At 52.1% G+C, this 25,419-nt stretch carries 19 protein-coding genes and 1 tRNA gene; 10 read left to right on the plus strand and 10 right to left on the minus strand.

What is annotated here, in order from left to right; translation table 11 throughout:
* Positions 1–5: 5 nt before the first annotated feature.
* Both CFREI_RS10775 and CFREI_RS10780 read left to right on the plus strand, forming a co-directional pair.
* A complete protein-coding gene (locus tag CFREI_RS10775; RefSeq protein WP_084170851.1) occupies positions 6–1,400 on the plus strand; it encodes a glycosyltransferase family 2 protein in 1,395 nt (464 codons plus the stop codon).
* Complete coding sequence (locus CFREI_RS10780; protein ID WP_051256120.1) at positions 1,400–2,503, plus strand: twin-arginine translocation signal domain-containing protein; 1,104 nt, start codon at positions 1,400–1,402, stop codon at positions 2,501–2,503. The genes CFREI_RS10775 and CFREI_RS10780 overlap by 1 nt, the downstream gene beginning before the upstream one ends.
* A gap of 324 nt (positions 2,504–2,827) precedes the next feature.
* On the opposite strand, the gene CFREI_RS10785 is transcribed toward CFREI_RS10780, so the two are convergent.
* The 3 genes from CFREI_RS10785 to CFREI_RS10795 all read right to left on the minus strand — a co-directional run bounded on the left by CFREI_RS10785 (position 2,828) and on the right by CFREI_RS10795 (position 13,854).
* Positions 2,828–11,851 carry a type I polyketide synthase gene (locus CFREI_RS10785; protein WP_027013531.1) on the minus strand — a complete coding sequence of 3,008 codons (9,024 nt, stop codon included), beginning with the start codon at positions 11,849–11,851 and terminating at the stop codon, positions 2,828–2,830.
* Between the two features lie 168 nt (positions 11,852–12,019).
* Positions 12,020–12,202 (minus strand): hypothetical protein, encoded by a 183-nt coding sequence (locus tag CFREI_RS10790; protein WP_027013532.1) that lies wholly within the window; start codon positions 12,200–12,202, stop codon positions 12,020–12,022.
* 1,567 nt (positions 12,203–13,769) lie between these two features.
* Positions 13,770–13,854 (minus strand) — tRNA-Leu (locus tag CFREI_RS10795).
* 124 nt (positions 13,855–13,978) lie between these two features.
* Here CFREI_RS10795 and CFREI_RS10800 point away from each other — a divergent pair.
* From CFREI_RS10800 to CFREI_RS10825, 6 genes are all read left to right on the plus strand, one after another.
* Entirely contained in the window at positions 13,979–14,311 is a 333-nt protein-coding gene (locus CFREI_RS10800) for a hypothetical protein (protein WP_420834541.1), read from the plus strand.
* Between the two features lie 12 nt (positions 14,312–14,323).
* Complete coding sequence (locus CFREI_RS10805; RefSeq protein WP_027013535.1) at positions 14,324–14,662, plus strand: DUF3817 domain-containing protein; 339 nt, start codon at positions 14,324–14,326, stop codon at positions 14,660–14,662.
* 172 nt (positions 14,663–14,834) lie between these two features.
* On the plus strand, positions 14,835–15,407 hold the full coding sequence (locus CFREI_RS10810; protein WP_027013536.1) for a hypothetical protein: 573 nt from the start codon (positions 14,835–14,837) through the stop codon (positions 15,405–15,407).
* The gene (locus CFREI_RS10815; protein WP_027013537.1) at positions 15,408–15,611 is read left to right on the plus strand and encodes a helix-turn-helix domain-containing protein; all 204 of its coding nucleotides are present in this window, start codon (positions 15,408–15,410) and stop codon (positions 15,609–15,611) included. It begins immediately after the preceding gene.
* A 57-nt stretch (positions 15,612–15,668) separates the two neighbouring features.
* A complete protein-coding gene (locus tag CFREI_RS10820; protein ID WP_035112552.1) occupies positions 15,669–16,646 on the plus strand; it encodes a S41 family peptidase in 978 nt (325 codons plus the stop codon).
* Between the two features lie 9 nt (positions 16,647–16,655).
* Positions 16,656–17,585, plus strand: coding sequence for a S41 family peptidase (locus tag CFREI_RS10825; RefSeq protein WP_027013539.1), 930 nt, complete (start codon positions 16,656–16,658; stop codon positions 17,583–17,585).
* Between the two features lie 321 nt (positions 17,586–17,906).
* Here the strand turns inward: CFREI_RS10825 and rdgB are convergent, their stop codons facing one another.
* From rdgB to CFREI_RS10840, 3 genes are read right to left on the minus strand one after another with little or no spacing between them, the layout of a single operon-like run.
* Positions 17,907–18,599 carry an RdgB/HAM1 family non-canonical purine NTP pyrophosphatase gene (gene rdgB, locus CFREI_RS10830; RefSeq protein WP_051256121.1) on the minus strand — a complete coding sequence of 231 codons (693 nt, stop codon included), beginning with the start codon at positions 18,597–18,599 and terminating at the stop codon, positions 17,907–17,909.
* Between the two features lie 3 nt (positions 18,600–18,602).
* Positions 18,603–19,331, minus strand: coding sequence for a ribonuclease PH (gene rph / locus CFREI_RS10835; protein WP_027013540.1), 729 nt, complete (start codon positions 19,329–19,331; stop codon positions 18,603–18,605).
* 57 nt (positions 19,332–19,388) lie between these two features.
* Positions 19,389–19,856: an anthrone oxygenase family protein gene (locus CFREI_RS10840; RefSeq protein ID WP_027013541.1), complete on the minus strand. Its 468-nt coding sequence runs from the start codon at positions 19,854–19,856 to the stop codon at positions 19,389–19,391.
* A 167-nt stretch (positions 19,857–20,023) separates the two neighbouring features.
* On the opposite strand from CFREI_RS10840, the gene CFREI_RS10845 reads away from it, so the two are divergent.
* A complete protein-coding gene (locus tag CFREI_RS10845; protein ID WP_169719177.1) occupies positions 20,024–20,644 on the plus strand; it encodes an ABC transporter ATP-binding protein in 621 nt (206 codons plus the stop codon).
* A 32-nt stretch (positions 20,645–20,676) separates the two neighbouring features.
* A complete protein-coding gene (locus CFREI_RS10850; RefSeq protein WP_240483245.1) occupies positions 20,677–21,420 on the plus strand; it encodes an ABC transporter permease in 744 nt (247 codons plus the stop codon).
* A 667-nt stretch (positions 21,421–22,087) separates the two neighbouring features.
* Here the strand turns inward: CFREI_RS10850 and CFREI_RS10855 are convergent.
* From CFREI_RS10855 to CFREI_RS10870, 4 genes are all read right to left on the minus strand, one after another.
* Positions 22,088–23,005, minus strand: a complete 918-nt coding sequence (locus tag CFREI_RS10855; RefSeq protein WP_051256123.1) for a hypothetical protein — start codon at positions 23,003–23,005, stop codon at positions 22,088–22,090.
* 8 nt (positions 23,006–23,013) lie between these two features.
* A complete protein-coding gene (locus CFREI_RS10860) occupies positions 23,014–23,787 on the minus strand; it encodes an MBL fold metallo-hydrolase (protein ID WP_027013545.1) in 774 nt (257 codons plus the stop codon).
* A gap of 61 nt (positions 23,788–23,848) precedes the next feature.
* Complete coding sequence (murI, locus tag CFREI_RS10865; RefSeq protein ID WP_027013546.1) at positions 23,849–24,646, minus strand: glutamate racemase; 798 nt, start codon at positions 24,644–24,646, stop codon at positions 23,849–23,851.
* Positions 24,647–24,664: 18 nt separating this feature from the next.
* Complete coding sequence (locus tag CFREI_RS10870; protein WP_051256124.1) at positions 24,665–25,384, minus strand: hypothetical protein; 720 nt, start codon at positions 25,382–25,384, stop codon at positions 24,665–24,667.
* Positions 25,385–25,419: the final 35 nt, after the last annotated feature.

A 25,419-nucleotide genomic window follows, 5' to 3' on the forward strand; every position in this document is an offset into this window, starting at 1 on the left:
CAATCATGACAACCGTATTATCAACAGTGGTTTTAACCTTCGGTCTGATTATCCTTGTCTGCGGGCTAATCAAACTAACATTCGTGCCTTTGTCTTTGGTGTTTGAGATCCGTAACGCCTACTGGCGCAAAACAAAGCACTGGTCCATGATCGAACTCGAACCGCTGGTCAGCGTTATTGTGCCGGGATTTAATGAACAAAATGTTCTGGAAAACTGCGTTGTTTCAATTGTGAACAGCAATTACCACAATTTGGAAGTAGTACTTATTGATGATGGCTCCACAGACCAAACTCCACAAATTATGGCGGAATTGGAGCAACGTTTTCATAATGTGCGGTTTTTCCGGCAAGAAAACCAAGGAAAAGGTGCCGCGCTGAACTATGGGATAACCAAAGCTCGTGGTGACATTCTATTATTCGTTGACTCCGATGGACTATTTTCACCCGATACCGTCACCCATATGCTGCTCGGTTTTAATTCCCGAAATGTAGGAGCGGTGTGTGGCGATGACCGACCAGTAAATATTGACCGAACATTGACGCGTCTCCTTGCAATTATTAGCCATGTGGGAACAGGCATGGTTCGACGCGCACTTACAATGCTGCATTGCATGCCAATTGTTTCCGGAAATGTTGGCGCATTCCGACGAGACGTTTTAGAAAAAACCGGGTTCTTTAACACCGATACGGTGGGCGAAGATCTGGAACTTACGTGGCGAATTCATAAACATGGATATTCGGTGAATTTCGCCCCGAAAGCGCTTGTCTATGCGGAATCCCCCTCCACAATTCGAGGGCTCTGGAAACAACGCGTACGCTGGGCTAGAGGTCTACTTCAAACAACATGGATGCACCGCCATATGGTTGGCAATTTCCGGTATGGCATGTTTGGTTTTTATCTTTTATTTAATACCATCACCATGATCGTGGTTCCGATATTGCAGGTAATTGTTCCTTTTATGATCTTGCCTCTGGTATTTACCTCAGAAAGCCCGCTCCCCAATGGTGTGTGGGAAACACTTGCTTGGCTGGGATTATTTGTGTCCGTCATGCTTGTTATTTACGCAATTATGCTTAATAAGGCATACCAGGATTTACGCTTTGCATGGACACTAATATTGTGGCCAGCATATTCGACCTTTGTTGGTTTAACAATGATCCAAGCACTTATATTGGAATTGCGCCGTGCGCCTAACCGTTGGAATAAACTCGAGCGAACTGGCGTAGTGACGATTAAAAATCTTTCTCCCGCTTCATCAGCGAAGGAACTCACTACAAGCACATCGGCACCGATCGACCAGGGCATTCCAACCACTCACCCAGTGAATGCTCCACAACCAAAACTAAGCACGCATTCAACTGTGAAATCAGCACGCAAACAAGAACTCACAGGAGTCTAATGCTTAATCGGCGACAATTTCTATTTGCTACAACAACTGCAACGGCCGCTGCGATTCTAGGTGGATGTTCTATGCGAACCCCAATTCCTCATGAACGCTCAATCAATTTCGGGTTCGAGGACGTGGTCACTTCCAATACCAAGTGGCGTAAACACGGTGAGCAACTCCAAAAAGCTCACGTAAATGCAGTGAGTTTAGCAATTGGTCGCCCCGATTGGCTCGCATTCGAATGGGATGAAAACCCAGACATTAGCGCGAGCCTTGTCCAAGAAACCGGCGAAGACTATATCGAAAAAGCACTCAAAGAGCTTAAGCCATTCCTCCCAGACGACCATAAAATCACACTGACGCTCGACACACTGCTACCTGGATGGATCCAAGAAAATCCGAAACTAGCAGGAAAAACCACTGCCGGAAAGCGCTCCAGCGAGTTTGCCAGCGTGGCGGCCTTAACGGACGGGGACGTCGCAAAGCGAATAGCTCGGCTTGTAAAAGACCTTGCCGCCCGTTACGAACCCCACAGCATTGCCCTTACCGAACTGATGTTTGATGACGCCACCTTTGGCGACGACGACCTAAAACACTACAAACGCACCATGGACGCCGACGACTGGCCCCGCCGCAGCAACGGCAATATCGACGAACGCCACGACTCCATAGGAGAATGGCGATCCAAATCACTAGCACACCTGGTAAGCACACTCCACAAAGAACTCAACGACAGCAACACCAATATCGACATCGACGTCCGCGCCCCCTGGGAAGACCCCACAGGCGACCGCTCCGAATCCGGCCACAACTACGAACTACTCCTACAAAAAGCAGACCGAATAGTCATCTGGAACTACTTCGGAATCAATGAAAAATCCCCAAAGTACGGGCGGAAAATCGCAGCCGCACTCCATAACAACTACGGCGACCGATTCGTTATGTCCACCGGACTGTGGGGCACAAAAAACAATCAAACCATTACACCAGACGACCTCCGCGCAAGCCTCCAAGCAGCAGCCCAAGGCGGAGCAAACGCAGTATCCGTCTCCCCCGCCAAACTTATGACCCCCGAGCACTGGAAAGTACTCGAAGAAATCTGGCGGCCGGACTGAGAGGAATGGGTTGGGGTGCGGGTTGGGGGCGGTGAATTGGAGGGAATATGGTGGCAGCTCATGACGGCCCTCACCGCAACACAAAATGCGAGATGGAGCTGTTCATTTTCACTGTTCATTTTCACCCATCCGGGGCTGAGTTGTCGCCAAACACACCAATTGCACACAAGATGGTGTATTAAACGACAATCCCCAGGTAACCAGCATTGCGCAACTAATCTGCGCGAGGCCCAAGCCGGCCCAGCCCAAACCGACCCAAGCCCAAACCCCCCAGCGCAGTGCAAGTAAAACTGGCACACACCGGGGGTTTTGGCTTGCCAGAGACTACTTATCTATTTTGATTTCGTCGCTGGTGCGGAGCACACCGTCGATAAGGCGGGCACCTGCATCGAGGAGGATTGCTGCTTCGCGTTCTTTGGCTTTATTGCCGCTACCGCCAAGGTTGCGGTCTACTGGCCGTTCGAATAGTTCTCCGTTTCCGTGCATTGCATTGAGGATCCGGCGCAACCCATTGGTTTCGCGTTGTTCTGCGGTGTTTTGCCAATTGGCTACTGCAGTTTCACCTCGTTCTTGGCGGAGCGCTTGGGCGAATGCCCCTGGGTGTACTACGCCGATTATGGCTGATACGTGTCCGAATCCCAGGGAGGTGACCAAACCGGCTTTTGCGGTAAAGGATAGTGGCTTATGCAGCCAGACAAGCCGTTGGTGTTGCGCCAATACTGGATCTACGCAGTCCAATGAACGGTTTGGCGGGATAATGCCGGAGCGTAGGACCTGGGTAAGTCCAATGATTTGGAATGCTGCGGCGCCGCCCTTTGCATGACCAGTCAGAGTCTTTTGAGAGACAACAAACAGTGGGTTGCCAGCATCACGCCCCATTGCGGTTGCCATGCGTTCGTGCAGGTCAGACTCGTTCGGATCATTAGCGGTAGTGGAAGTATCGTGCTTGGAAATAACACTGATTTCATCTACTGCTACGCCGTGGGCTTTCATGGCTTGTGCAAGCCGCGAGTCTGGTCCGCCTTGGGCTGCGCCAAGGGCGCCGAGTCCTGGTGCCGGGATGGAGGTGTGGGCACCATCTGCAAATGATTCGGCAAAGCCGACTACACCAAGAACTGGGAGTCCGAGGTCTGCGGCAAGCGACCCACGGGCGAGGAGGATTGTGCCGCCACCGGCGGATTCAATAAAGCCTCCGCGGCGTCGATCGTTGGCGCGAGAGAAGTAGCGGTCTTCGATTCCTTTGGCCGCAAGTTCAGCTGATGGTGCGGTTGCCGCCATATCACCGAAACCGGTAATACCTTCGATGGAAAGATCGTCGAGGCCACCAGCGACAACAAAGTCTGCCTTACCAAGGCGGATTTTATCCATGCCTTCTTCGACGGAAACCGCTGCGGTTGCACAGGCTGCAACAGGGTGGATCATTTGCCCGTAGCCGCCCACATAGGATTGCATAACGTGTGCCGCCATTACGTTCGGGAGTGCTTCTTGCAAAATATCGTTTTGGCGTGGTTCTGCAAGAAGACCATCAACGTAGAGGGCACGCATGGATTCCATACCACCCATACCGGTTCCCTGTGTTGAGGAAACCCGTGTTGGGTGGATAGCCCGCATAAGTTCCGCAGGTGAGAATCCAGAAGCTAGGAAGGCGTCAATGGTGCAGACAATATTCCATAGGGCTACGCGATCGAGGTTATCGATCATATCTGCGGGAATTCCATAGACGGCAGGATCGAAACCTTCCGGAATTTGACCACCGACAAATCGGCTCATGGCCATACGGCGAGGCACGCGAATTGCGGACCCGGCGCGCCGCACTACAGTCCACTCGCCTGTTTCTTCATCGAACCAGGCGGAGGTGCTTTCTGGTTCAGATTCTACGAATGTGCGTGCGGTTGTCTGGTCGGCGACGCTAAAGTGCAGATCACGGTCAAGGTAAATGGTAGTGAGCTCTGGGGCAAGATTATCCACCATGCCAAAGTCATTATGGTAGCGACGTACACCCACGCGCGCCATGACTTCATCGTGGAAGCGATCGTAAATATCGCATTCGGCCACTTCCGCGCCATCACCATCAATCCAGGAGCCGTCTTCCCATTGGATAAGCCCCATAGTCCATGCAAGTTCAACAACACCGGCCGCAGTAAGATCGCCGGTGAGTTCGGCATCAAAACGGGTGCGTGAGGACCCCAGTGGCCCTAGTTCACCTGCACCAACAATGACCACCATATCGTCCAGCTTTTGAGTAACTCCGCTGGTGAACGAAGGTTCGGTCTGCACAATGCGGCGGTACGGGGTCGGCAGCGCACGTAAAGAACGCGGTTCCTCTCTTCCAGTGCTTGTCGACGCCCCGGCAGCAGCGTTTCGGGCAAGCTCAGCAAGGTTCAAGTCAGCATCGCCAAGGCCACCGGTGAAATCCACAACCACCGGAGCGGTCGCGGCGTCGATACGCACCGATGGGGCGATTTGTGCGACTAGCTTTTCGGCAATCTCATCGGTGGAGAACGTGGTTACACCAGCCGCCTCAACAGCTTCGACCAGCGGATCATTTCCGCCCATTAAGCCTGTGCCCCGCACCCAACCAATAAGCGCATGTACGAGCGAAGTGCGATCGCCCCACACCGGTTCCGCATGCCAACGGGTCACCAAGGCATCGAGCGCAGCCTTGGATTCACCATAGGCGCCGTCGCCACCAAAGCGGCCGCGGTTCGGGGAACCTGGGAGGACAACATGGAGTCGGCGACCAACCTGCGTATCCACACCGATTTCAGACAAACCTGCGATTAATCGCTCAACTGCCCAAAGGAGCAGGCGCATTTCATTTTCTGCCCGAGGCCCCGCATCCGCCAATGAGCCAGTAACTCGAGGAGCAGCAAATGGGAATAGCACAGTGGGTACCAAAGCTGGCTTGAGTACCTTCTTTTCGCCATTAATTGTGGCGGTTTGTTCGCTACCAATCCATTCGATTACAGAATCGAGATCGGTATAGGAATTTAGGTTTGCCGGAGCCACCCACAATGCTGCCTTACCGCGTGCGTATGCGCGGTAAAGATCCTTGTAGAACGTCAAGCGCTTATGGTTCAGCGATGATGTGGTAACTACAACAGTCGCCCCACCATGTAATAGTTGCGCCGTAATTGCAGCCGCAATGGAATTTGGCGAAGCACCCGTGATAACGGCTACTTCCTGGGCGAATTCAAGCCCCTCTATAGAGCGTGCTTGCGCGGCTAGGTCTTTCAGACCCCAGAATTCCGCTTGACGAGCGACTGCTTCACCGGCACCCGTGACATCTATTGAAATATCTTCACCAAGGGCAACTCGAGCGAGGTCTTCACGGGCAGAAGCCCAACGGTCATCAAGCAATACAGCCTTATTGGCGTCGAAGCTTTGTGAAACCATACGAGGCCAATCGGACCCCAATTCGCGAGAAACCAACTCGAACAAAGCAGCGTCTGCTTCTTCCCCGGTCATATCGGCGGTCTTTGGCGTGTGATCCAAACCTAATTGCGCCAAAATAGTGCGTGCAGTTGCGGCCAACACACCCGCTTTACCAGTGACTTGTTCGGCGAACTCGCCAAGAGCAGCGGAATCTACCACTCCACCGCCACCAGAGCCACCAGCTGATGGAAGAGCCACCGCTACACCATGATCAGCAGCCACCTGGGCAACTGCGGCATCAATAAGTGTGTCCAGGTCCGCTGCGGAACTTGGTGATACTGGCGACAATGTAGCTAGTTCGCCACCACGCAGCGATGCGCCCTCACGGGCACCCATTACAACGGCCGCCGTCACATGGCTGGCCCAGCCCGAACCCAATTGCCAAATACCGGTCACACGTTCGGAGATATACCCAGCTTTTTTACCGGTAGGTCCGGTAATACGACGCAAGGAATCAGCTACCGCATCAGACAATACTGGTCCGAATGGGGTGTAGCCCTTTGCCATTCGAGTCACTGTGGCATAAAGATCATTGAGTTCGGCATCGGCAGCACCATCAATAGCACCCAAACCGAATTCCACGCCAAGATCCAAAAGCAACTGATTACGCCGTGAACTTACGCCCTCAACCAAAGTTTCGATTGAATCTGAAGCGCCCATTTGATCCGGGCGGACTTTAGTCCACAATGAAATCAGCATTGCGGTTGCGTGCGCAGGTGTGAATTCAATATCATCCGGGCGTGCGCCACCAGCCGCAGGGGCTGGTGCGGTAGCAAAGGTGGCTTCCGTGTTTTGCGTTGCCTGGTTTTCTTCGATCGAAACTGGTTCTGATGCCTCGGCAGCTTCGGCTTCTGCAGCCGGAACCTCACGGACGATCGCATCAGAGGCGAATACAATCGCGCGTTCCCGCTCTACATTGAGCACTTCGATATCAATGTCGCGGTATGCGGGCAACCGCAAAGTTTGCGCCATCATATTCGCAATGGTTGGTGAAGAACCAACACCTACCTCTACGAATCGCTCAACACCCAGCTTGGTCAGTGCCAAGTCTTGCGTTTCAATCCACCGCACCGGGGAAGCAAATTGCCAAGCCAAAAGCTCAATAAGAAGCGTTCGGGCGAGGGTTTGCTCGTCGGCTGCCGCGGCGTCGAAATCCGCAAGAATGTCATTGATATATGGCGAATCAACAACCTCAGCAATGGATTGCGTAAAGTCCTCGGTGAGCTCGAATGGGCGCGCCACAAGGTTTGGAATATACCGACCGACCAAAACATCAAGGTCTACGGTGTGTGGCAGAAGCGCATCTAAGTGTGTACGGAAATCATTAACGCCATCTTGTAGCACCGATGAGTGGAATGGAACGTCAATGCCCGGAATCATAATAAGGCCACGCTGTCCTGGTGCCGCTGCTTCTGCAGCTTTACCGAGGGCAGCCAAGCCAGCTACTGTTCCCGCAACTGCATACTGCAACCCGGCAAGATTGTAATTCACAATCTCAAGGAATTCTCCGGAATCTTCCGAAATACGTGCCACATAATCAAACACTTCATCGGCACCGACACCGATTTTATGCGGACGCAATGCGGCCAGCGCGTAATTCGAATTACCATTTGCGTCACGATCAACCAAGCGGTGCATAGTCAATCCACGGCGGTAGACAATTTCGACCACAGATTCAAGAGATAAAACACCTGAATATGCGGCGAGTGCATTGTATTCACCAACCGAGTGACCAGCAAAAAATGCCCGCTGATTCAATGCGGAGGCTTCCCGCATCTCGGCCACCTGTGCAACGCCCAATGTAGCCATAGCTACCTGGGTAAATTGCGTAAGGAATAGTACACCTTGTGGATGGAAGAAACGCTCACCATGCACCACAACTTCTTCTGGATTATTGCGCACAATTTCGAGAATGGAGAAGCCGAGTTTTGCACGGGTGTGGCGGTCTGCCCGCTCCCAAACATCACGAGCTGCGGCAGACGATGCCATCGCATCCATGCCCATTCCCTGCGATTGAATACCTTGGCCTGGGAAGGCATAGAAGGTTCGTGGTGCTGCCATCACTGCAGTAGCAGTAAGCACCGGGGAGCCATCAACGGTGGCGGTTACTTCCCGGACTTCGCCACAACCCGGGCGATTATCTACACCGGAACGTTCAACCATAAATTCGACTTTCGCACCGGGCATAACCGGAGAAAGCATTGTGGCCGTATATTCCACAACTTTTTTAGCTTTTGTGGTGGTGTTTTCATCTGCAAACGCCCCGGTGGCCACAAGCTCACCCATTGCAGAAGTCCACATGCCGTGCACGATTACCCCAGGCAAACCGGCAAGTGCGGCGGCATTATCGGCAACGTGGATTGGGTTTCGGTCCCCAGTCACCACGGCAAATGGATGCAGATTAATTGGGGCAGTCAATTCCGCAAATGCCCGGAATGAGCGTGGGGTATCCACAACGGATGGCAAGACCGATGTATTGGTCCGCGCAGTCGATTTGCCGGTACGTCCGCGCACAGCGAAGCGTTCGGTCAGAGTTGCGAGCGGCACCTTATCGCAGGAAATTTTGCATCGAACCACGATAATGCGGCCAATATCGGTATCGTCAATTTCATCAGTGGTGGCGGTAATATCGAGCACATTATCGGTGAATTCTGGCAATTCACGCAGCAATGTAATGTGGTGCTCCAAATGCACCAAACTCAACATGCCTTCTACTACGCGGTGATCTTTTGTTCCAGGAATAACCGCATTGTGGACGGCAGCAAATACCGCTGGCCAAGCGCGTCCAACAAGTACATCTGGGGCAATTCCTGATGCCGTAATAGTGTTCGGAAGGTAGCCTGCGGTGACATTTGCGTAATCGGCGACGTGGGAGGCATCTATACGTGTAGACCAGGTGGCCACGCCATCGGATACTGCTGCTAATGTGCCACCAGCAGCAATGCGGGTAAGCTCGCTCATTGCCGCCTCAGCATCTTCTCGAGTGACCTGCGGAACAGCACTCGGCAATTCTGGAACGGTGATTCGAATCTTAAGGTCTGCGATCGTGCCGAATGCGGTGGAACCAGCAAGTGGCACCACAAGCTCTGCGTGGTGTTCGTCAAGTTGACGCAGTGTAGCACCGGTTGGCGCATGAGAAGCTGTCACGCCTTCGACAACCCATGCGGATTGGTCACCCAGGCGAGCAATAAGTGAAGTGGTATTGCGACCAGCCCACCAGGTTCCCGGAGCATTGAGCACACGTTCGATAATGCTTTGCGACTTCGGAGCTTCAGGGGTTAGCAAATCAATCGTTGCCTGATTAAAACGTGCAAGTAGATCCGCAATTGGCTCATCCACGCGAGTAATGCCTGCAACAGCTGCAGGTCCAGGAATTACGCACACTTCATCGGCCGAGTAGCGAGGATCATGGGCTTGCCACAAGGAATCAGAACGCCACCAACGCCGAACATCGCGATCGATTACAGGAACGAAGTTCACTGGCTTGCCTGGTGTGCGGGCGAGCGCCAGGAACCACGTGACATCTGCAGGGTGCAGGGCGTCGGTAGCCGCGTTTGGATAGGCCGCAATAAGCGTATCGACGACCGCGGTCGGCTCGCCCTTTACCTCAACTTGCGGGGTGAATAACCCGTGGTCAATATCGGTGAGTCGGGCTTCGGCGCGCTCAATCATCTCTGTAAAGCGGCGCTCCCACGAAGCGTCGATCCACTCTCCATCGATCGGACCGGAAAGCTCAAGGTAGCGGCGCAACCACTGCTCATAGGTCATTTCGGCCAAATCACCGAAGTATGGCTTACAAGTCTGGCCAATAGCCGCAATGATTTCTTCACGGCGTTCTGCTACCGCAGCGTCATCACCAGCAACCTCATCGAGCAACCGCCCAGCACGAGCGAATGAGTTATCGATCTCATGGAGATCTGCACCCAATTGTGAGCGCCCAGAGGCCATGCCATTTTGCGCTTGGCCAGCACCCACCCAAGCATCAATACCTTGAGTATCCACAAGCAATTGTTTGACCGCAGGCGACGTCTTCGCTTCCTTTGCCGCCATAGCGGCAGTACCAACCAAAATGCCGTCCACCGGCATTGCGGGCAGACCATAGTGCTCCGCCCATGAACCCGTAAGATATTCGGAAGCACGTTCGGGAGTGCCAATGCCACCGCCCACACAAAGCACCACATTATGGTGTGCACGAATCTTCGAATAAGTAGCGATCAGCAACTCATCCAGGTCTTCCCAAGAGTGGTGCCCACCGGCCTTGCCGCCTTCAACCTGCATAATAACGGGCACATCCGGGACGTCGGCAGCAATTGCCAAAACCTTATTAATGTGCGAAACAGCACCCGGCTTAAAACAGACCCACGGGAAACCTTCGGCGCGAAGTTCGCGAATCAATTCCACTGCCTCGTCATGGTCTGGCATACCTGCCGTAATCACAATGCCGTCAATTGGGGCACCATTGGCGCGCGCGCGACGCACTAGCCGCTTCCCGCCAATCTGCATCTTCCACAAGTAAGGATCTAAGAACATTGAATTGAACTGGGCATTAATGCCAGGCTCAAGCAGCTGATCGAGCTTTTGGATATTTGCATCCAGGATTTCAGGGGTCACCTGACCGCCGCCAGCAAGCTCCGCCCAGTGGCCCGCATTCGCCGCGGCGGCCACGATTTCAGGATCAACTGTAGTTGGCGTCATACCAGCAAGCAGCATTGGGGAACGTCCCGTAAGCCGTGTAAACGCAGTTTCGATTCGCGGTGTAGTGCCTGCAATGACACGCGGCGCAAACTCAGCAAAATCAAGTGGTTCTGCAGGCGCACGCCCAATATCAAACAATGCGGCTTGCCCCTCCGCGTTCGATATATCCAGCACCCCAACACCACGCCCGACAACGATCTCTTCTGTTAAGGCTGCAACACCCCCGGCGGGTCCCACTTCAAGGATCCACTTCGCGCCTAGGTCAACCGCCTCCTCAACTGCGGCAACCCAGTCCACCGGATCAATCAAAATCTCTTGAGTCAAGGCGCGAGCTACCTCAGTATCCAGCCCACAAACTTCAGCCCATTCAGCAACCAGTTCGACCGAAGGAGCGAGAGCTGGATGGTGGAAACCAACCTCCACATCTAATGGGACAAAAGTTGGAGAAAACGGCCGGCCCCCTCGAACCTTTGCTTCAATCTGCTGAACATCCTTATCGCTCAAAGCCTGCAGCGTATCACACACACGTTTTACCGCAGCGGGGCGGCCTGAAAGGACAAAAGCATCCCGACTATTGCGCAATCCAATGCTCGGGCACTCCGCAATGTCTGTGGTCTCGGCGGGGAACAGGGCGTCGATAGTCTGCACAAGCTGCTGATCCGTAATCCCCTGAACCATCACCATGGCATGCCCATCCCCCTGCGACACCAACCCCGTGGTCAATGCAGTGCGCGTAGCAGCAGCACCAATAAGCTCCGCGTACGCCAGAGCCTCCGCAGCTCGGGCAGGGTCATTCAATAAAAAGCGGCCCAGTACACCTTGCGAATGCCCAATAACTGCAACCGTATCCTCGGCATTAAGGCCTTGCGCCTCCAACGCCATCAAGGTTGCAATCTGAGATAGAAAAATACCCGGAACGCTGATAGCTGCACGAGAATAATCCGTAGCAGGCTCCGCAAGATCAGCCCACTCCAATGGCAAAAAACCCTGGGGGCGGGAACCAACAATCTCATCAATTACGGGAGCAACAATTTCCGACGCCGCGTCAACAATCTGGCGAACATCCTCGCGCACACCGGTATCAAGCGAATCCCGAAGCGTACCGATCCAATCGAAACCCTGTCCAGAGAAGCTCAAAGCGAAAGGCTCGCTGGATAAGCGGCCAAGAAGGCTCTCTGACTTGGAGTCAGTACCGAAATAGCGCTGGTGATCAGTCACGATAAAACTCGCTCCCTTGGTTGAATTTTGGGCACACCAAAGTGCCACTTTGTTAGATAAACAAATATGCCACAGAACATGAGGAAGTTGTCATATTCTTCCGAGAATAGTTCGGCGCCTCCCTCAGGTTGAACACAAAAGAAAAGGTCAATGCACCCCCATAACGGGTTAGCCAAGCAAATCCTGCACAGCATTACGTGTCGCATCTAAACGGGACTGTGAAGTTCCATCTACAACCCTAACGCCTTCCGCATCTTCGAACACTTGGCAAGAACATTCAGGAATAACCTCAGCCACAGGAACAATGCCACGCTGGGCAATATAAGAATCAAAATGCCGAGAAATACTCATACCTTCCAACCCAACCGCACATTCACACAGGATTCAAGCACCCCAGACCGTAAATTTATTGCGGCTTCCGCAAATAGCTGTGGCGGAGCTATAAACTTAAAAGCCCAACTTGCCTGCGAAAGTTGGGCTAGCGTTTTGTTTATGGTGTTTTGGGGTGGGTGGCTTTGGGTAGGGTTTGGGTAGGGTTTGGGTAGGGTTTGGGTAGGTGCGGAAAAGGCCGGGCAAGCAGATTTGTGTTGTGGGCTCTTGGTTCGGGGGTGTGAGCTGGGGAAATGCGGTGGTGGGTTGTGGGTGATGTGAAATCTGCCTTTGTTGGGTGGTGGGGTGCGTTAGATCTGCCTGATTTTCAGGTTGGTGGGGCTGAAAAACCAGGGTTTCCCGGGGGTTTGAGTTGGTTTCCTGGGTGAGTTGGTTGGTTTCCCGAGCCTTCGAGCCGCTTTCCGGGGTGTTTGATAGGCGCACCCTATTGAACTAGTGATGTTTTCATGCCTACTGTCGCAGATTCCATAAAATCGGCTGAAAAAATGGAATTTGTGACAGCAACCAATCTTGCGCACAACTGTTGACCTGGGGTTTGTCGCAGATTCCATAAAAACAACGAAAAAAATGGAATCTGTGACAGGTTCCCTACCTATCGTGTCGCAGATTCCATAAAATCGGCCGAAAAAATGGAATCTGTGACAACACGCCCAACCAGCACCCAACCAGCGCCCAAAAGAACACGCAGCTTCCAAGCAGGCCCCAACTAGACCCATATGCAGCCCTAACCAAATCCCAGGTCCCCGGACGCGCCCAACCAAATTCCAGCTCATCACAAGCACACAACCAAACCACCGGCCAAAACCAGGCCAAAAACCAAACCACAACCCCTACCGGCCACCCCACAAAAACCACCCCACGAAACCAGCCCCAAGGTTTCCAACAAACGGGGAGCAGTCCAAGACACAATAGATACAGCAAATAGCCCCACCTATTGCAGCGGGGCTATTCAATCACATTTCCAACAAAAGCTACGCCCAAAGCCATCCTTACTTACTGCGACGCAATAACATGAGCGACACAATTACCGAGTATATAAACAAGAATAGCGTCACAAGTAATTGCATTTCATCTACTCCTTTCGGAAAATTTCCAGCAACATAAGTAAACGTAACCAAAGTTATATTACTTTTACCATTAGTTACATTTTAGCATTCGAATCACACCAGCAACAGATTTTAGATCTAGGCCCACAATGTGTCAGCGACTTCTTTGCCACATGCAAACACGACAACCACCATGAAATGCGAAAAAATTTTCTACCAGAGTTAATAGATTCAGCGACTACATAATCATGGCAATTCAATAGCGCTATTAGCCCAGTTCTGCGTAATAATTTTCCAGGCGAACTATGCTCCACTTTGCACAAGGCAAGACAAGGCAAGACAAACAAACCCTACAAACTGGTTTACGCAGTTCTGACAGTAACTGCATCTTTTGCCGAGCCAATAAAGCCACGTTTAGACACGGGGCGTCGATAAGCAAAACAAAAAGCACCACCCGAAGGTGGTGCTTGTACATATGTTTGTGGTGCGCCCGGGGAGACTTGAACTCCCACGCCCTAAGGCACTGGAACCTAAATCCAGCGCGTCTGCCAATTCCGCCACGGGCGCCTGAGGGAAATAATACAGTGAATGAGTGATGCGTCAAAGCTGGCATCCTTGAGGCCTGATACGCTGTGTAAATGTGAGAGTCGCAAAACGGAGGCGGATACTGCCACTCATCTTTTTGACCATTATGGTTTTGGCAACTTTCGGCCTGGCCTACTGGCAGTGGACGCGGTTCCAATCGGGTAGCGGCAGTTTCCAAAACCTTGGCTACGCCCTGCAATGGCCCGCTTTCGGTGCGTTTTTTGTGTATGCGTACAGGAAAATCCTTCAATATGAGGCAGAGGTCACCGAAACTGGCATTTCACCGGTAGAGCGGGAGCAAAATGAAGCCCGGCAGCAAGGTATAATCACCGAAATCGATGAGTCTATACTTCCGCAGCGCCCGAAAATGGACGTGGAAACATTTAATCGACTAAATACGCCGCAACGACGACGCAAACATCACACCAACGAACAATAGGAACAAAAAACCGTGACTATCAATCCGGACCGTGCACGACGAGTCTCCCAAGCACTCAAACTATTTTCCGCCTCTGCTTGGATTACCGGCATCTGGCTTCTTATTCTTTGCGCACGCATGTTCCTGCACTACATTCTGCATATTGAAATGCCCACATGGACAAATATTATCGGCCAACTCCATGGTTTGTTCTATATGGTCTACCTGGTGGCAACCCTCAATCTTGGAACAAAAGCGCGGTGGGAGCCAATGAAGTGGGTCACCACCGCGCTTGCGGGAACAGTGCCGTTTTTATCATTCGTGGTGGAGGCACGGCGCCGTAAAGAAGTAGCGGCAGCCTACGACCTTTAATTGCGTATCGACGGCGCGAACTTGCTGCCCGCCACGTCGGCTGAAGGTTTCCAACACCGCTGTGAAGCTTGGCTTTGCAGCGGTTTTTACTGGGCTTGCGCCATATCGCTTTTCGATATAGAGTATTGAATATCGATACATCGAAAAACGATACCCTTCAAGGAGAGGTGCCATGAACACCCAGAAAAGCGATGCCCTTCGCGGCGTCGCAAAAGAACGCCGCGAGCTTGCTGCCAGCATTTTCGGCTTTGTTTTCTATATCGGACTCATTATTGTGAAACCGCTATCATCGCTATTCAACCAGACGATCCAACATCCCGTTGCGGGCTTTATTGGCGACGCAGCAATCAACGGCAGTATCCCCGTTGAATCCCTAAATACCGCCACGATAATCATGTTTATTTTGGCAAGTGTGATCACTACCGGCACACTTATTTTCGTAGCTGGTGCACTGCTGCTCGTAGCGAACAAAGCGCTTAAAGGTGAACTATTTGTCCCGCGAAATGTCACGCTTCTGAGCTCCGCTAGTATCGCAATGATTATCTATTTCATTGGTGTATTTATTGAACGGATGGCAGCCAATGCCACCGCAAGCCAGTTCGGCGGCACCAGCTGGTTCGACCAAGATCCGTGGCTAGATAGCTCATTATTCCCCACATTGATTCTAGTCACCGCCATCACCCTGTTCGCCATTGTTGTGCGCCGCGGCGTAAAACTCCAAGAAGACCAAGAGGGCTTGATCTAAATGAGCGAAGTACACTGCCACCTGGACAAACTGCTTGAAGAACAGAACCTCACCCTCGCAGCCCTTGCCGAAAAAGTGGGTGTCACGGTGGTCAACCTTTCAATCCTCAAAAACAACCGTGCGAAAGCAGTGAGATTCTCCACGCTCGTAGCATTGTGCGAGGCTCTTAACTGCCAACCGGGCGACCTATTCACCGTCAAGTAATACCTTTGATACAACTTTTAGCTTTTACCCTAGCGCCATCTTTGGTGTGTGATCATAATGACCAAGCGAACAACCATACGAGTAATAACTACTATTTCAGCCATATTCCTTACAGCAATCCTGGTGATCGTGTGGCTTTATGGGCCAATCGTCGGCGCACTTCTTTTTGCGCGTCCAGTATTTATAGTGACCACGCCACACCGCTACGCCACACTAGCTTTCGATTACGCAGAAAGTCAGGGCATTTACTCCGATACACCCGAGTTCAAACAAGTACGCGAAAAAGCTGAAGCAGAATTAGCTCACGTACATTCAATCGAAGAAACCCATCCATTGATTGAATCGGTTCTGAAAGCCGCAGGCGGCAAGCATTCTGGACTCATCTCCCCGGAAGATAACGTCGCCGCCACCACAGAAAACTCCGAAATGCCTAGTGTAACCAGCCAAGGAGACATTGTAACTGTGCGTCTTCCGTCCGTGGGCCGTGGCCCTGTCACGCAAGAATACGCCGACACTGCGGCTGAAGGACTGGCCAAAACCATGCCAAATGCGTGCGGTGCAATTGTGGATCTTCGTGGCAATGATGGCGGCGACATGGGGCCCATGATTGCTGGGATAAGTTCACTGCTTCCTGACGGAGTGATCCTTACATTCAAAGGCAAATTCACCTCTGACGTTACGGTTTCAGGTTCCAGCGTGGCGGGAGGTGGCTCCCCGATCACCGCGAGATCCGATAGAAAGTTCAATAAGCCGGTTGCGATCCTCACAGACAACGAGACTGCGAGCTCTGCCGAGGCTACTCTCCTTGCCTTCCGCGGCTTAGAGAACACAAAAAGTTTCGGAAAACCAACTGCGGGTTATGCCAGTGCAAACGTAGTGTTGGATATGCCTGATGGTGCAGCTCTACGGCTTACTATTTCAAAAGACGTAGCACGCACCGGTGAGGAATTCGCAGAAGACCCTATTGTCCCTGACATCGAAACAGATGAACCAGAAATTGCCGCAGCAGAATGGCTGCAGCAACAATGTGGCTAGCATGGATATATGAAACTCCCACTTTTGTTGCTTGCTGGGCTTGGGGCAACGCACTTCTACGGCCCCACGCTCGGCGCACGCCTGTTCAATCATCCCCTGTTTGTAGTCCCTCCAAGCCCTCGTCGATATTGCGAACTGGCAATCTATTTAGGCCAACACTTTGGAATTCATTCGAATTCACAGGCGGCACTAAAAGCCACGATTGTGGCGAAAGCGAAGATGCAACAAGTATCCACATTTAAAGAAGCACATGCGATTTCCGACGCCGCGCTCAAAGCTTACGGTGGCTTGCGCTCAGGAGTAATTAAAACCAATGTCGAATCCAGTATTGAGAATACCGCTCATGTAACACGCAACGATGACACCGTGGTAGTAGAGCTTGCTGGCTTCGGCCCTCTCGGCCAAGCGAATTTAGTTTCTAAAGCAATTGTGCGTGAGCTTTCTGAAGGAGCACGATCCGTAATCCTCGACTTACGCAACACCCACGGTGGTGACCTAACCAATATGCTTGCGGCGGTGAGCCCCCTCCTCCCAGATGGCGTTACGTTTTCTTACCGGAATCGTGAAAATCACCTGTTTCCCGTATCCATTGTGGATGGCATCATTAGAGACACTGAAGGCAGCGCCAGCATCGATGTAAAACAAAAATTCAACGTACCGGTAGCGATACTTATCTGCGAAAATACTTGCGATACTGGCGAAGCAATCGCGTTAGCCTTCCACGGTCAACCCAACGTACGGATGTTTGGCTCTCCTACCTCAGGCCAGACTTGCGCGAATCTTGATTTCCCGATGCCAGACAACACCAGCCTTAAGATCACCATCAACGCCATAATTACCCGCAATGGCGTGGAGTTCTGTGGCGAACCAATCGAACCCGATGAGGATTTCGATAACCCGCTTGACGCAGCACTTACTTGGGTGAACAGCATGCAGTAGCACTCAATGAGCTGAACTTAGAACGCGATTTATACATACTTGCATAACCAGCGTCGTTTTTTACACCATGTTGTGTACAATTGGTGTTTTTAGCGACAAAATTATGCTCCCAAAGGGCTGTACAGACGCTTTTTACACCAATTGCACACAAAATGGTGTATTTGGCGACAACCCCCAGGTAACCAACAGTGCGCAATTCAAAGCTCAGCGCCACAGCCCTCAGCGCCACAGCCCTCAGCGCCACAGCCCTCCGAACCCCTCGCTACCCAGGACTAAAGCCTCGCGAAAAAGTAACCCCTCAGGAGGTTACTATTCGGGATGCTATTCCACCGACAGAGCTCCATTGTGTTCAGGCCCTACGCCTTCACCACGTGCCTCGGCTTCAGCTGCTAGGCGTTCCAGCACGGGAACAAGTAACCCGAGAGCTTTTCCACGGTGCGAGAGCGCGTCTTTTTCTTCGGCTGTAAGTTCGGCTGATGTGCGAGGGCGTTCTTCCGTTCCGGAGACTCGTTGGTCTTCTTCGGCGGGGATAAAAAGGGGATCGTAGCCGAACCCATTGGTGCCTACTGGGGTGCGCACAAGGCGACCGTTCCAGACGCCTTTTTCTATGAATTCTTGGCCGTCAGGCGTGACTATTGCACATACGGATACGAATGCTGCATTGCGGCGCCCATGTGGAACGGATTGCATTTGCCCTAGTAGAAGCGTATTATTGGCTTCATCATCACCGTGGCTGCCAGACCAGCGTGCAGATAGGACGCCGGGCATACCGTTGAGTTCTTCGACTGTGAGTCCGGAGTCGTCAGCAATGGTGGTCACTCCGGTTTCTTTTGCCCCGGCGCGCGCTTTTATGAGGGCATTATCGGCGAACGTGCGTCCGTTTTCTTCTGGTTCTGGATAGCCGAGCAGGTCACCAGAAGACACCAGTTCGATGCCTTTGACACCTGCGGCATCGAGTACACGGCGGAGTTCTTTGAGTTTTTTCGGGTTATGAGACGCTACATGAAGCAACATGTGTTAGTTCTCCAGTGCTGCTTTTTGGGCGTTGATGAGTTCGCGGCAGCCTTTTTCCGCGGCGTCGAGAAGCGCGTTGAGTTGGGCGCGACTGAAGGTGTCGTGTTCGCCGGTGCCCTGGACCTCTACAAAGTCGCCGGAATCGGTCATAATTACGTTCATATCAACCTCAGCGCGGGAATCTTCCTCGTACGGCAAGTCGAGGCAAACATGTCCATCAATAATGCCGACCGAAACTGCGGCAACCGGCGGCAATAGGGGGTTTCCAGTGACGACGCCCCTGCGCTTCAGCTCCGCCACCGCGTCGGCGAGCGCCACATACGCGCCGGTAATGGCGGCAGTTCGAGTACCACCGTCAGCCTGCAAAACATCGCAGTCAATCGCAATTGTGTTCTCGCCGAGCTGGGAAAGGTCGATGGCCGCCCGCAGGGACCGACCAATCAGCCGGGAAATTTCATGAGTGCGTCCCTTTACCTTCCCTTTCATAGATTCCCGCGGCATACGCTCGTGCGTCGCAGCAGGCAACATCGAATACTCTGCCGTGAGCCACCCCTCGCCAGAGCCTACTTTAAAACGCGGAATTCGCTCCTCAACACTTGCCGTACACATCACACGTGTGTTCCCAAATTCCACGAGGACACTACCCGCAGGGTTTGTTGTAAAACCACGGGTAATCTTTACCGGGCGCATTTCGTCGAGGGCGCGGCCATCTGCACGAGTAAAAAGAGTCATGCACACACACTACTATCCCCACACGTAGTATCCGCCATGCCATAAACCTTAAGACGCTTAGTACATTCCAGCCATAAGGAATACAGCAGCAGAAAAAAGCACAAATCCAAACAACTGCAGTGTGGCGCGCACTCCCTGAAATACCTCCCAAATGGTGCGTTGCCGCTCCCAGTTTTCTGGAGGCTGTTCACTATCCCATTTCACTACAGAATAATTCCTCGGAACATTAAATATTACTGTAAAAATAATAGCTAGCGTAAAACAAATAGCGGCGGCGATTGCCAGCGAACTTACCAATCTTTGTTCGTACAAAACCTGAATAGCAAACATTATCGATACCGCCATACTTGCTGTCATAGCAAAAGGCATAAAACTACCGAAAGTTTTTACCAAACCTTGCTCGACTTCAATGCGATACTTTGGAGGCAATTTTTTAATTACCGGATGCACGAATGCAAAAGATCCAAATTCCGCACATGCCGTAAACCCCGTTAACCAGATACAAAATAAATACCATAGATACATGAGAATGCTCATTCCTTAATATAGGTTTGACGGCCTGCATTACCCAGTATTTTTATACAATCATATTCGCATGCTTTTGCGGCGGATTTATGGCCACCTGGAGTGACTTTCCTGCCCCTACTCCTGCGAACACCAAAGCTAATATCCAAACGGTAGTATGCAAAAGTATGCTGCAGGTCGATGCTGTCGCCCGCGAAGGACTTCTCGCGCCGATCACCCTTACCGTGTCCGCAGGAGATCGCCTTGTGGTTTCCGGCCCCTCTGGCTCTGGCAAAACACTGCTATTGCGCAGTATTGCCGAGCTCGACCCCCACTCCGGTTCCCTGCTTCTTGACGACCGCCCCTCCCGCACGTATGGCATTCCAGCTTGGCGAGCACAAGTAATGTACATCCCTCAACGGCTAGCCTTTCCGCCGGGTAACGTTCGGGAAGCACTTCAATGCTCATTCAAACTGACAGCGCACCAAACACAAACATATTCGGAACAGCAAGCTTTGGATCTACTTCAGATACTTGGTCGAACTTCTGAATTATTGAACCGAAAAACCAACCACCTCTCCGGTGGCGAAGCCCAAAGCGTTGCATTGGTACGGGCACTACTACTATCCCCTCGAATCATCCTTGCAGACGAAATCACCTCCGCCCTCGATCCAGAATTAGCACACCTTGTAGAGCGATTCCTTATTGGCTGGACAGCCCAGCCCAACCACGCTCTTATTTGGGTTGGGCATAATTCCGAAGAAAACCAGCACATTGCCACATCAACACTGACTCTGGGGACTCGATGAGCCTGACACAACTCGCACTTGGCGCACTCCTCATGCTAATTTCCCTAGGATTTTCCGCTGTTTTACGCCTGGGGCTAGGCCGCCAAATTTTCATAGCCACTATAAGAATGACCGCGCAGCTCCTCCTAGTAGGACTTATTCTAAGCTGGGTTTTTTCACTTTCTTCATTATGGGCGGTTATTGGCATTGGCCTCCTTATGACGATTCTGGCAGCACACGCTGCAGCGAGCCGCTCTGCTCGAACATACACCCAAATTCTGCTAGATAGCTTCGTGTCAGTTTTCGGCTCCGCATACCTTCTCACCGGAATTGCACTGGCTGGAATACTCCAGCCCGACCCTTGGTTTAACCCCCAATACTCCATCCCGATCTTAGGAATGGTGTTGGGAAATGCACTCACCGGAGTATCTTTGGCAATCGATCGTTACACCAGTTCATTAGAATCACAGCGGGACCTGATTGAAAATAACTTGGCGCTCGGCGCAACCCGTTGGGAAGCAACGCACGCTATGTTTCGCGACGCCATGCGGGCTGGCATGATCCCGACCCTTAACAGTATGACGGTTATGGGCATTATCTCCCTACCCGGCATGATGACCGGCCAAATCCTTGGAGGCGCAGATCCCTCCACTGCGGTTCGCTACCAAATTCTCATTATGTTTATTATCGCGGCCAGTACCACCATTGCCAGTGTCTGGATACTCACCTTGGCATTCCTCCGCCTGTTCGACAACGCCCATAGGCTACGTATTGAAAGACTGGAAACCCGAAAATAAACCCCGATATGCATTTGCATACGATGAAACAAAATTTGAGCTGCTTACCGTTTACTGGGCTTCTTAATAGACTTATGGTGCTTGTGCGACTATTGAGGTCAGTGTGATTTTGCTGTCTGAAAATCCATTTTAGGCCTGGTTCTACGGTATTTTTTAACTGGGAAATAGGTTGTGGGCGTCCGGTGAACTGTGATTTGGTTGGATCTGGTTGGGTCTCATTAAGTGCTGGCTGGCCTTTTGAGAGTCTGGTTGGGCGGATTGTCACAGATTCCATTTTTTCGGCTGTTTTTATGGAATTTGTGACACGATAGGTAGGGATCCTGTCACAGATTCCATTTTTTTCGTTGTTTTTATGGAATCTGTGACAAACCGCAGGTCACCGGTTATGTGCAATATGGGTTGTTGTCACAAATTCCACTGGAACGGGCTTGTTTTATGGAATCTGTGACATTCGGTATACAAACATCACTAGTTCAATAGGGTGGGCCTATTAAACACGCCGGAAACCAGCCCACCCGCCGGCAAAACCAGCTCAAACACCAGGTAAACCAGCTCAAACGCCCCGAAAACCAGCCCACCCGCCAGCAAACCAGCACCAACCTTCTCATACTCCAGCCAACGCTGACGTAAAAGGTAAAGCAGGCGCGGACACAATAGCTCCAAACGGCTAGCAGGGTTTCAGTGGTTCCCAATTTGAGTCGCCTGGTGTTGTTTGGCGGAGAAATTCCTGGAAGTCGCCTGTTAGCGTATCCAGCATTGCTTTCCCGGTTTCGTAGGTACCGTCGTCTGGTTTTGCGGCAAGGGTGACAGTTATCTCGCCATTTGCCCAGGGCACGATTGCGGCTTGGCGCACTAGGTAGTATCCCTGCTCGTCGGGTCCCCAGCCTCCTTTAATGGCGGCTCCTTCGATTTGGCCAAGGCCATAGCGGTGTTCAGGAACAACATTGCGCATTGCTTCAATGACCGTGCTGGCTTCTGGCTCGCAACGCCAGTGGGCTAGGAATCCGGCTTGGTCGGCTAATCCCCAGCGTGTTTGGCCAAAAGCAGAGTATCCGGGTACTTGGACTTCATTTGGTACTATGATTTTTGTATCACCGGTTTTATTAATTACTTCGGAGACTTTTCCGGCGGCTTCTTCGGCAGTGCCTAGCTGATTCCACATTGTTTCGGCAGCAAAGTTGTCTGATTCGGTGATTGCTGCTTCTACTAGAGGTTGTGGGTCGACCGTATTGGGGTTTTGTAGCGCGGCGGTGGCTAGTGGGATTTTCACTGTGGACCAGGCTGGTTCTTCTCGCAAGGATCCGAGTTCTGCAACACCGTGTTCCCCGAATATGGCCACGCCAACGGCGTTTCCATCGCGTTCAAGCCGTTCCACGGTTTTTTGGATTTTTTGCATTCCGGCGGCATCGAGCAATGGGGAATTATTAAGAAACGAGTTTCCATTGGGGTCCGCGGCACTGGATCCTGGAGTGGTTGTCACATTCGGAGTTCCAATTGTGCAGGCTGAGGAAATGCCGCAGGCGATACAGCAGGCAAAACTCAATGCAATGAGTTTTTGTAGGTTTGCTTTGTTTCCGGTATTCATGGGTGTTGTTATCGGAGGAACTCGAATTCCATACCAGGTTGGCCTAACGTTATTTTTCCGTCGAATTCGGCTTGGGCTGCGGCAAGGGCGCCTTGTGGGTCTCCCCATGGTGGGATGTGAACGAGTACGAGTTCACGGACGCCAGCTGTTTGGGCGATTCGTCCCGCATCAGCTCCAGACATATGGATATTGGCTGGTTTGCCTTCACTTGTGCGGCCCCAGGTGGCTTCGCAGACAAACAAATCTGCGGCAGCGGCGCATTCGATAAGTTCATCGGTGTACGCGGAGTCCCCGGAGTATGCAAGGACTGCCCCGGTGTGGGGCTCTACTACTCGCAGTGCATAGGATTCGATGGAGTGGACTGCGGCATATGGGGTGATTCGGAGGCGATCAATAATTTCGGATTGACGCGGCACCCATTGCGTAAAAGCAAAGGTATCGGACATATCGTCGATTTCACCGGGAGCATCGCCGGATAGTCTGCCCATCCGTTCTGGGGTTTCTACTGGTCCGATACACAAATGCCGTTGGGTTGCGCCCTGTGTGGGATGGTATCGCCGCCAGACCATAAGCGATGGAAAATCTAGGCAATGGTCTGGATGAAGGTGGCTAAATACAACGTGGGCGTCAGAAGGGTTTTGGGTTTCTTGGAGTGCTGCAAGCACTCCGGGACCAATGTCCATAATGACTGACGGGGCGTTGTCCACTGAGATTAGGTATCCAGAGGCTGGGTTACCGGGGGCACTAAGACTGCCGCTACACCCTAAAATGGTCAACTTCATATAGTTACTCTGCCACGAATATCTGTAAACAAGAACCTCAATGGTTGTGAAGCCGTGAAGATTACATCCCTTCCAATAAACTAACCTCCGTCACATGTGGGCCTAGGAAGCGTTCAGCAAGCTGGGCAAAAAGCTCAGGGTCACCCGTGGATTCAAAGGTTCTAGTGGGTTTATGGTCGGGGTCTGCAAGCATATCTTGTTCGCTCAGTACCCGGAAAACGTCTTTTGCGGTTTCTTCGGCGCTGGAGACAAGGGTTACTTGGTCGCCCATCGCGAGCTGTATCACCCCCGTAAGGAGGGGGTAGTGTGTACACCCTAAAACAAGCGTATCGACGCCCGCGGCCTGCAGGGGCTCCACATAAGCTTGGGCTACCCCAAGGATTTGGCGTCCGGAAGTAATGCCTCGTTCCACAAAATCCACAAAGCTTGGACAAGCTTGGGCATAAGCTTCCACATATGGCGAGGCGGAGAATAGGTCCTGGTAGGACCCGGAATTAATAGTACCTATCGTACCTATAACCCCGATTTTTCCATTGCGTGTGGTGGCGATTGCGCGCCGCACAGCGGGGAGGATAACCCCGAGGATCGGGACGTCGTAACGCTCGCGGGCATCATGAAGAAAAGCAGCGGTGGCGGTATTGCAAGCAATCACAATGAGTTTGCAGCCGCGACGCACTAATTCATCGGCAATGCGGGTGGCGTGGGCACGCACTTCACTAATGGGAAGCGGGCCGTATGGGGCGTTGGCAGTATCGCCAATATAGACGATTGACTCATTTGGAAGCTGATCGACGATCGAGCGTGCCACCGTTAGCCCGCCAACACCCGAATCGAAAATACCAATAGGAGCGTTATTCACAGCGACTATTGTAGCGAGTTACGCAATATACACATGCGCGCCCTGACCACCGGAACAATGCACATAAGTTCCCTGGTCTTCGCACTTCATATTGTAGGTTTGAAGCGTCACGGGGCTAGCCACCCGAATTTCATGCACGCTTGTTGGAGGCTGCGCAAACTTGGCCAAATAGGCCTGATGCACAGCATTCGCAAATTCATCCGAAGTCGGGCCAGACTTATATAGATTTACTAAAAAGCCCGCCTCGGCCCCATTTCGAGCCGAATCATTTACTGGCTGCACACCCGCAGGCAATTCCGCCTTTGCTGGACGCTCCCCCGGAGGAGCACCTTTCTTCGCACGCGTAGTAGTTGTAGACGTGGCAGAGCTTGAAGTTGGCTTTGAACTAGTCTGCGCAATAGAGCTTTCTGTAGTCGGCGGAGCGCTTGCAGAAGGCTGCGTCGACGGCGTTACCGAACCCATAGTTGTATACGCAAAAAGCCCAATCCCACCCAAAAACACCAGAACTAAAAGCGTAACCATTACCAAAACCGGGAGCATTGAACCCTGTTTTTGCACTGGCTGCGCCGGAGCCTGCTGCTGATAATACTGACCTGGCTGCTGAGGATACATCTGTGTGGCGTCACCACTCCAGTACCCACTCTGAGTATTCGACCCTACGCGCTCAAACTGGGTTGTTGGGTTTTCATTGCCCTCACCCCAATTACTATTCGGGGTCGGGTAACCACCATTCGCCATGATTGCATCCTTAATCCATCAGCAATGTCCTGCGT

The sequence above is a fragment of the Corynebacterium freiburgense genome, assembly GCF_030408815.1.
GTDB classification, from domain to species: domain Bacteria; phylum Actinomycetota; class Actinomycetes; order Mycobacteriales; family Mycobacteriaceae; genus Corynebacterium; species Corynebacterium freiburgense.

What these genes read in the sequence shown, in the direction of transcription:
- CFREI_RS10775 (WP_084170851.1), top strand. Translation starts at nt 6, where the DNA reads ATGACAACCGTATTATCAACAGTGGTTTTAACCTTCGGTCTGATTATC.
- CFREI_RS10780 (WP_051256120.1), top strand. Translation starts at nt 1,400, where the DNA reads ATGCTTAATCGGCGACAATTTCTATTTGCTACAACAACTGCAACGGCC.
- CFREI_RS10790 (WP_027013532.1), bottom strand. Translation starts at nt 12,202, where the DNA reads ATGAGTATTTCTCGGCATTTTGATTCTTATATTGCCCAGCGTGGCATT.
- CFREI_RS10800 (WP_420834541.1), top strand. Translation starts at nt 13,979, where the DNA reads ATGGTTTTGGCAACTTTCGGCCTGGCCTACTGGCAGTGGACGCGGTTC.
- CFREI_RS10810 (WP_027013536.1), top strand. Translation starts at nt 14,835, where the DNA reads ATGAACACCCAGAAAAGCGATGCCCTTCGCGGCGTCGCAAAAGAACGC.
- CFREI_RS10815 (WP_027013537.1), top strand. Translation starts at nt 15,408, where the DNA reads ATGAGCGAAGTACACTGCCACCTGGACAAACTGCTTGAAGAACAGAAC.
- CFREI_RS10820 (WP_035112552.1), top strand. Translation starts at nt 15,669, where the DNA reads ATGACCAAGCGAACAACCATACGAGTAATAACTACTATTTCAGCCATA.
- CFREI_RS10825 (WP_027013539.1), top strand. Translation starts at nt 16,656, where the DNA reads ATGAAACTCCCACTTTTGTTGCTTGCTGGGCTTGGGGCAACGCACTTC.
- rdgB (WP_051256121.1), bottom strand. Translation starts at nt 18,599, where the DNA reads ATGTTGCTTCATGTAGCGTCTCATAACCCGAAAAAACTCAAAGAACTC.
- rph (WP_027013540.1), bottom strand. Translation starts at nt 19,331, where the DNA reads ATGACTCTTTTTACTCGTGCAGATGGCCGCGCCCTCGACGAAATGCGC.
- CFREI_RS10840 (WP_027013541.1), bottom strand. Translation starts at nt 19,856, where the DNA reads ATGTATCTATGGTATTTATTTTGTATCTGGTTAACGGGGTTTACGGCA.
- CFREI_RS10845 (WP_169719177.1), top strand. Translation starts at nt 20,024, where the DNA reads ATGCTGCAGGTCGATGCTGTCGCCCGCGAAGGACTTCTCGCGCCGATC.
- CFREI_RS10850 (WP_240483245.1), top strand. Translation starts at nt 20,677, where the DNA reads ATGCTAATTTCCCTAGGATTTTCCGCTGTTTTACGCCTGGGGCTAGGC.
- CFREI_RS10855 (WP_051256123.1), bottom strand. Translation starts at nt 23,005, where the DNA reads ATGAATACCGGAAACAAAGCAAACCTACAAAAACTCATTGCATTGAGT.
- CFREI_RS10860 (WP_027013545.1), bottom strand. Translation starts at nt 23,787, where the DNA reads ATGAAGTTGACCATTTTAGGGTGTAGCGGCAGTCTTAGTGCCCCCGGT.
- CFREI_RS10870 (WP_051256124.1), bottom strand. Translation starts at nt 25,384, where the DNA reads ATGGCGAATGGTGGTTACCCGACCCCGAATAGTAATTGGGGTGAGGGC.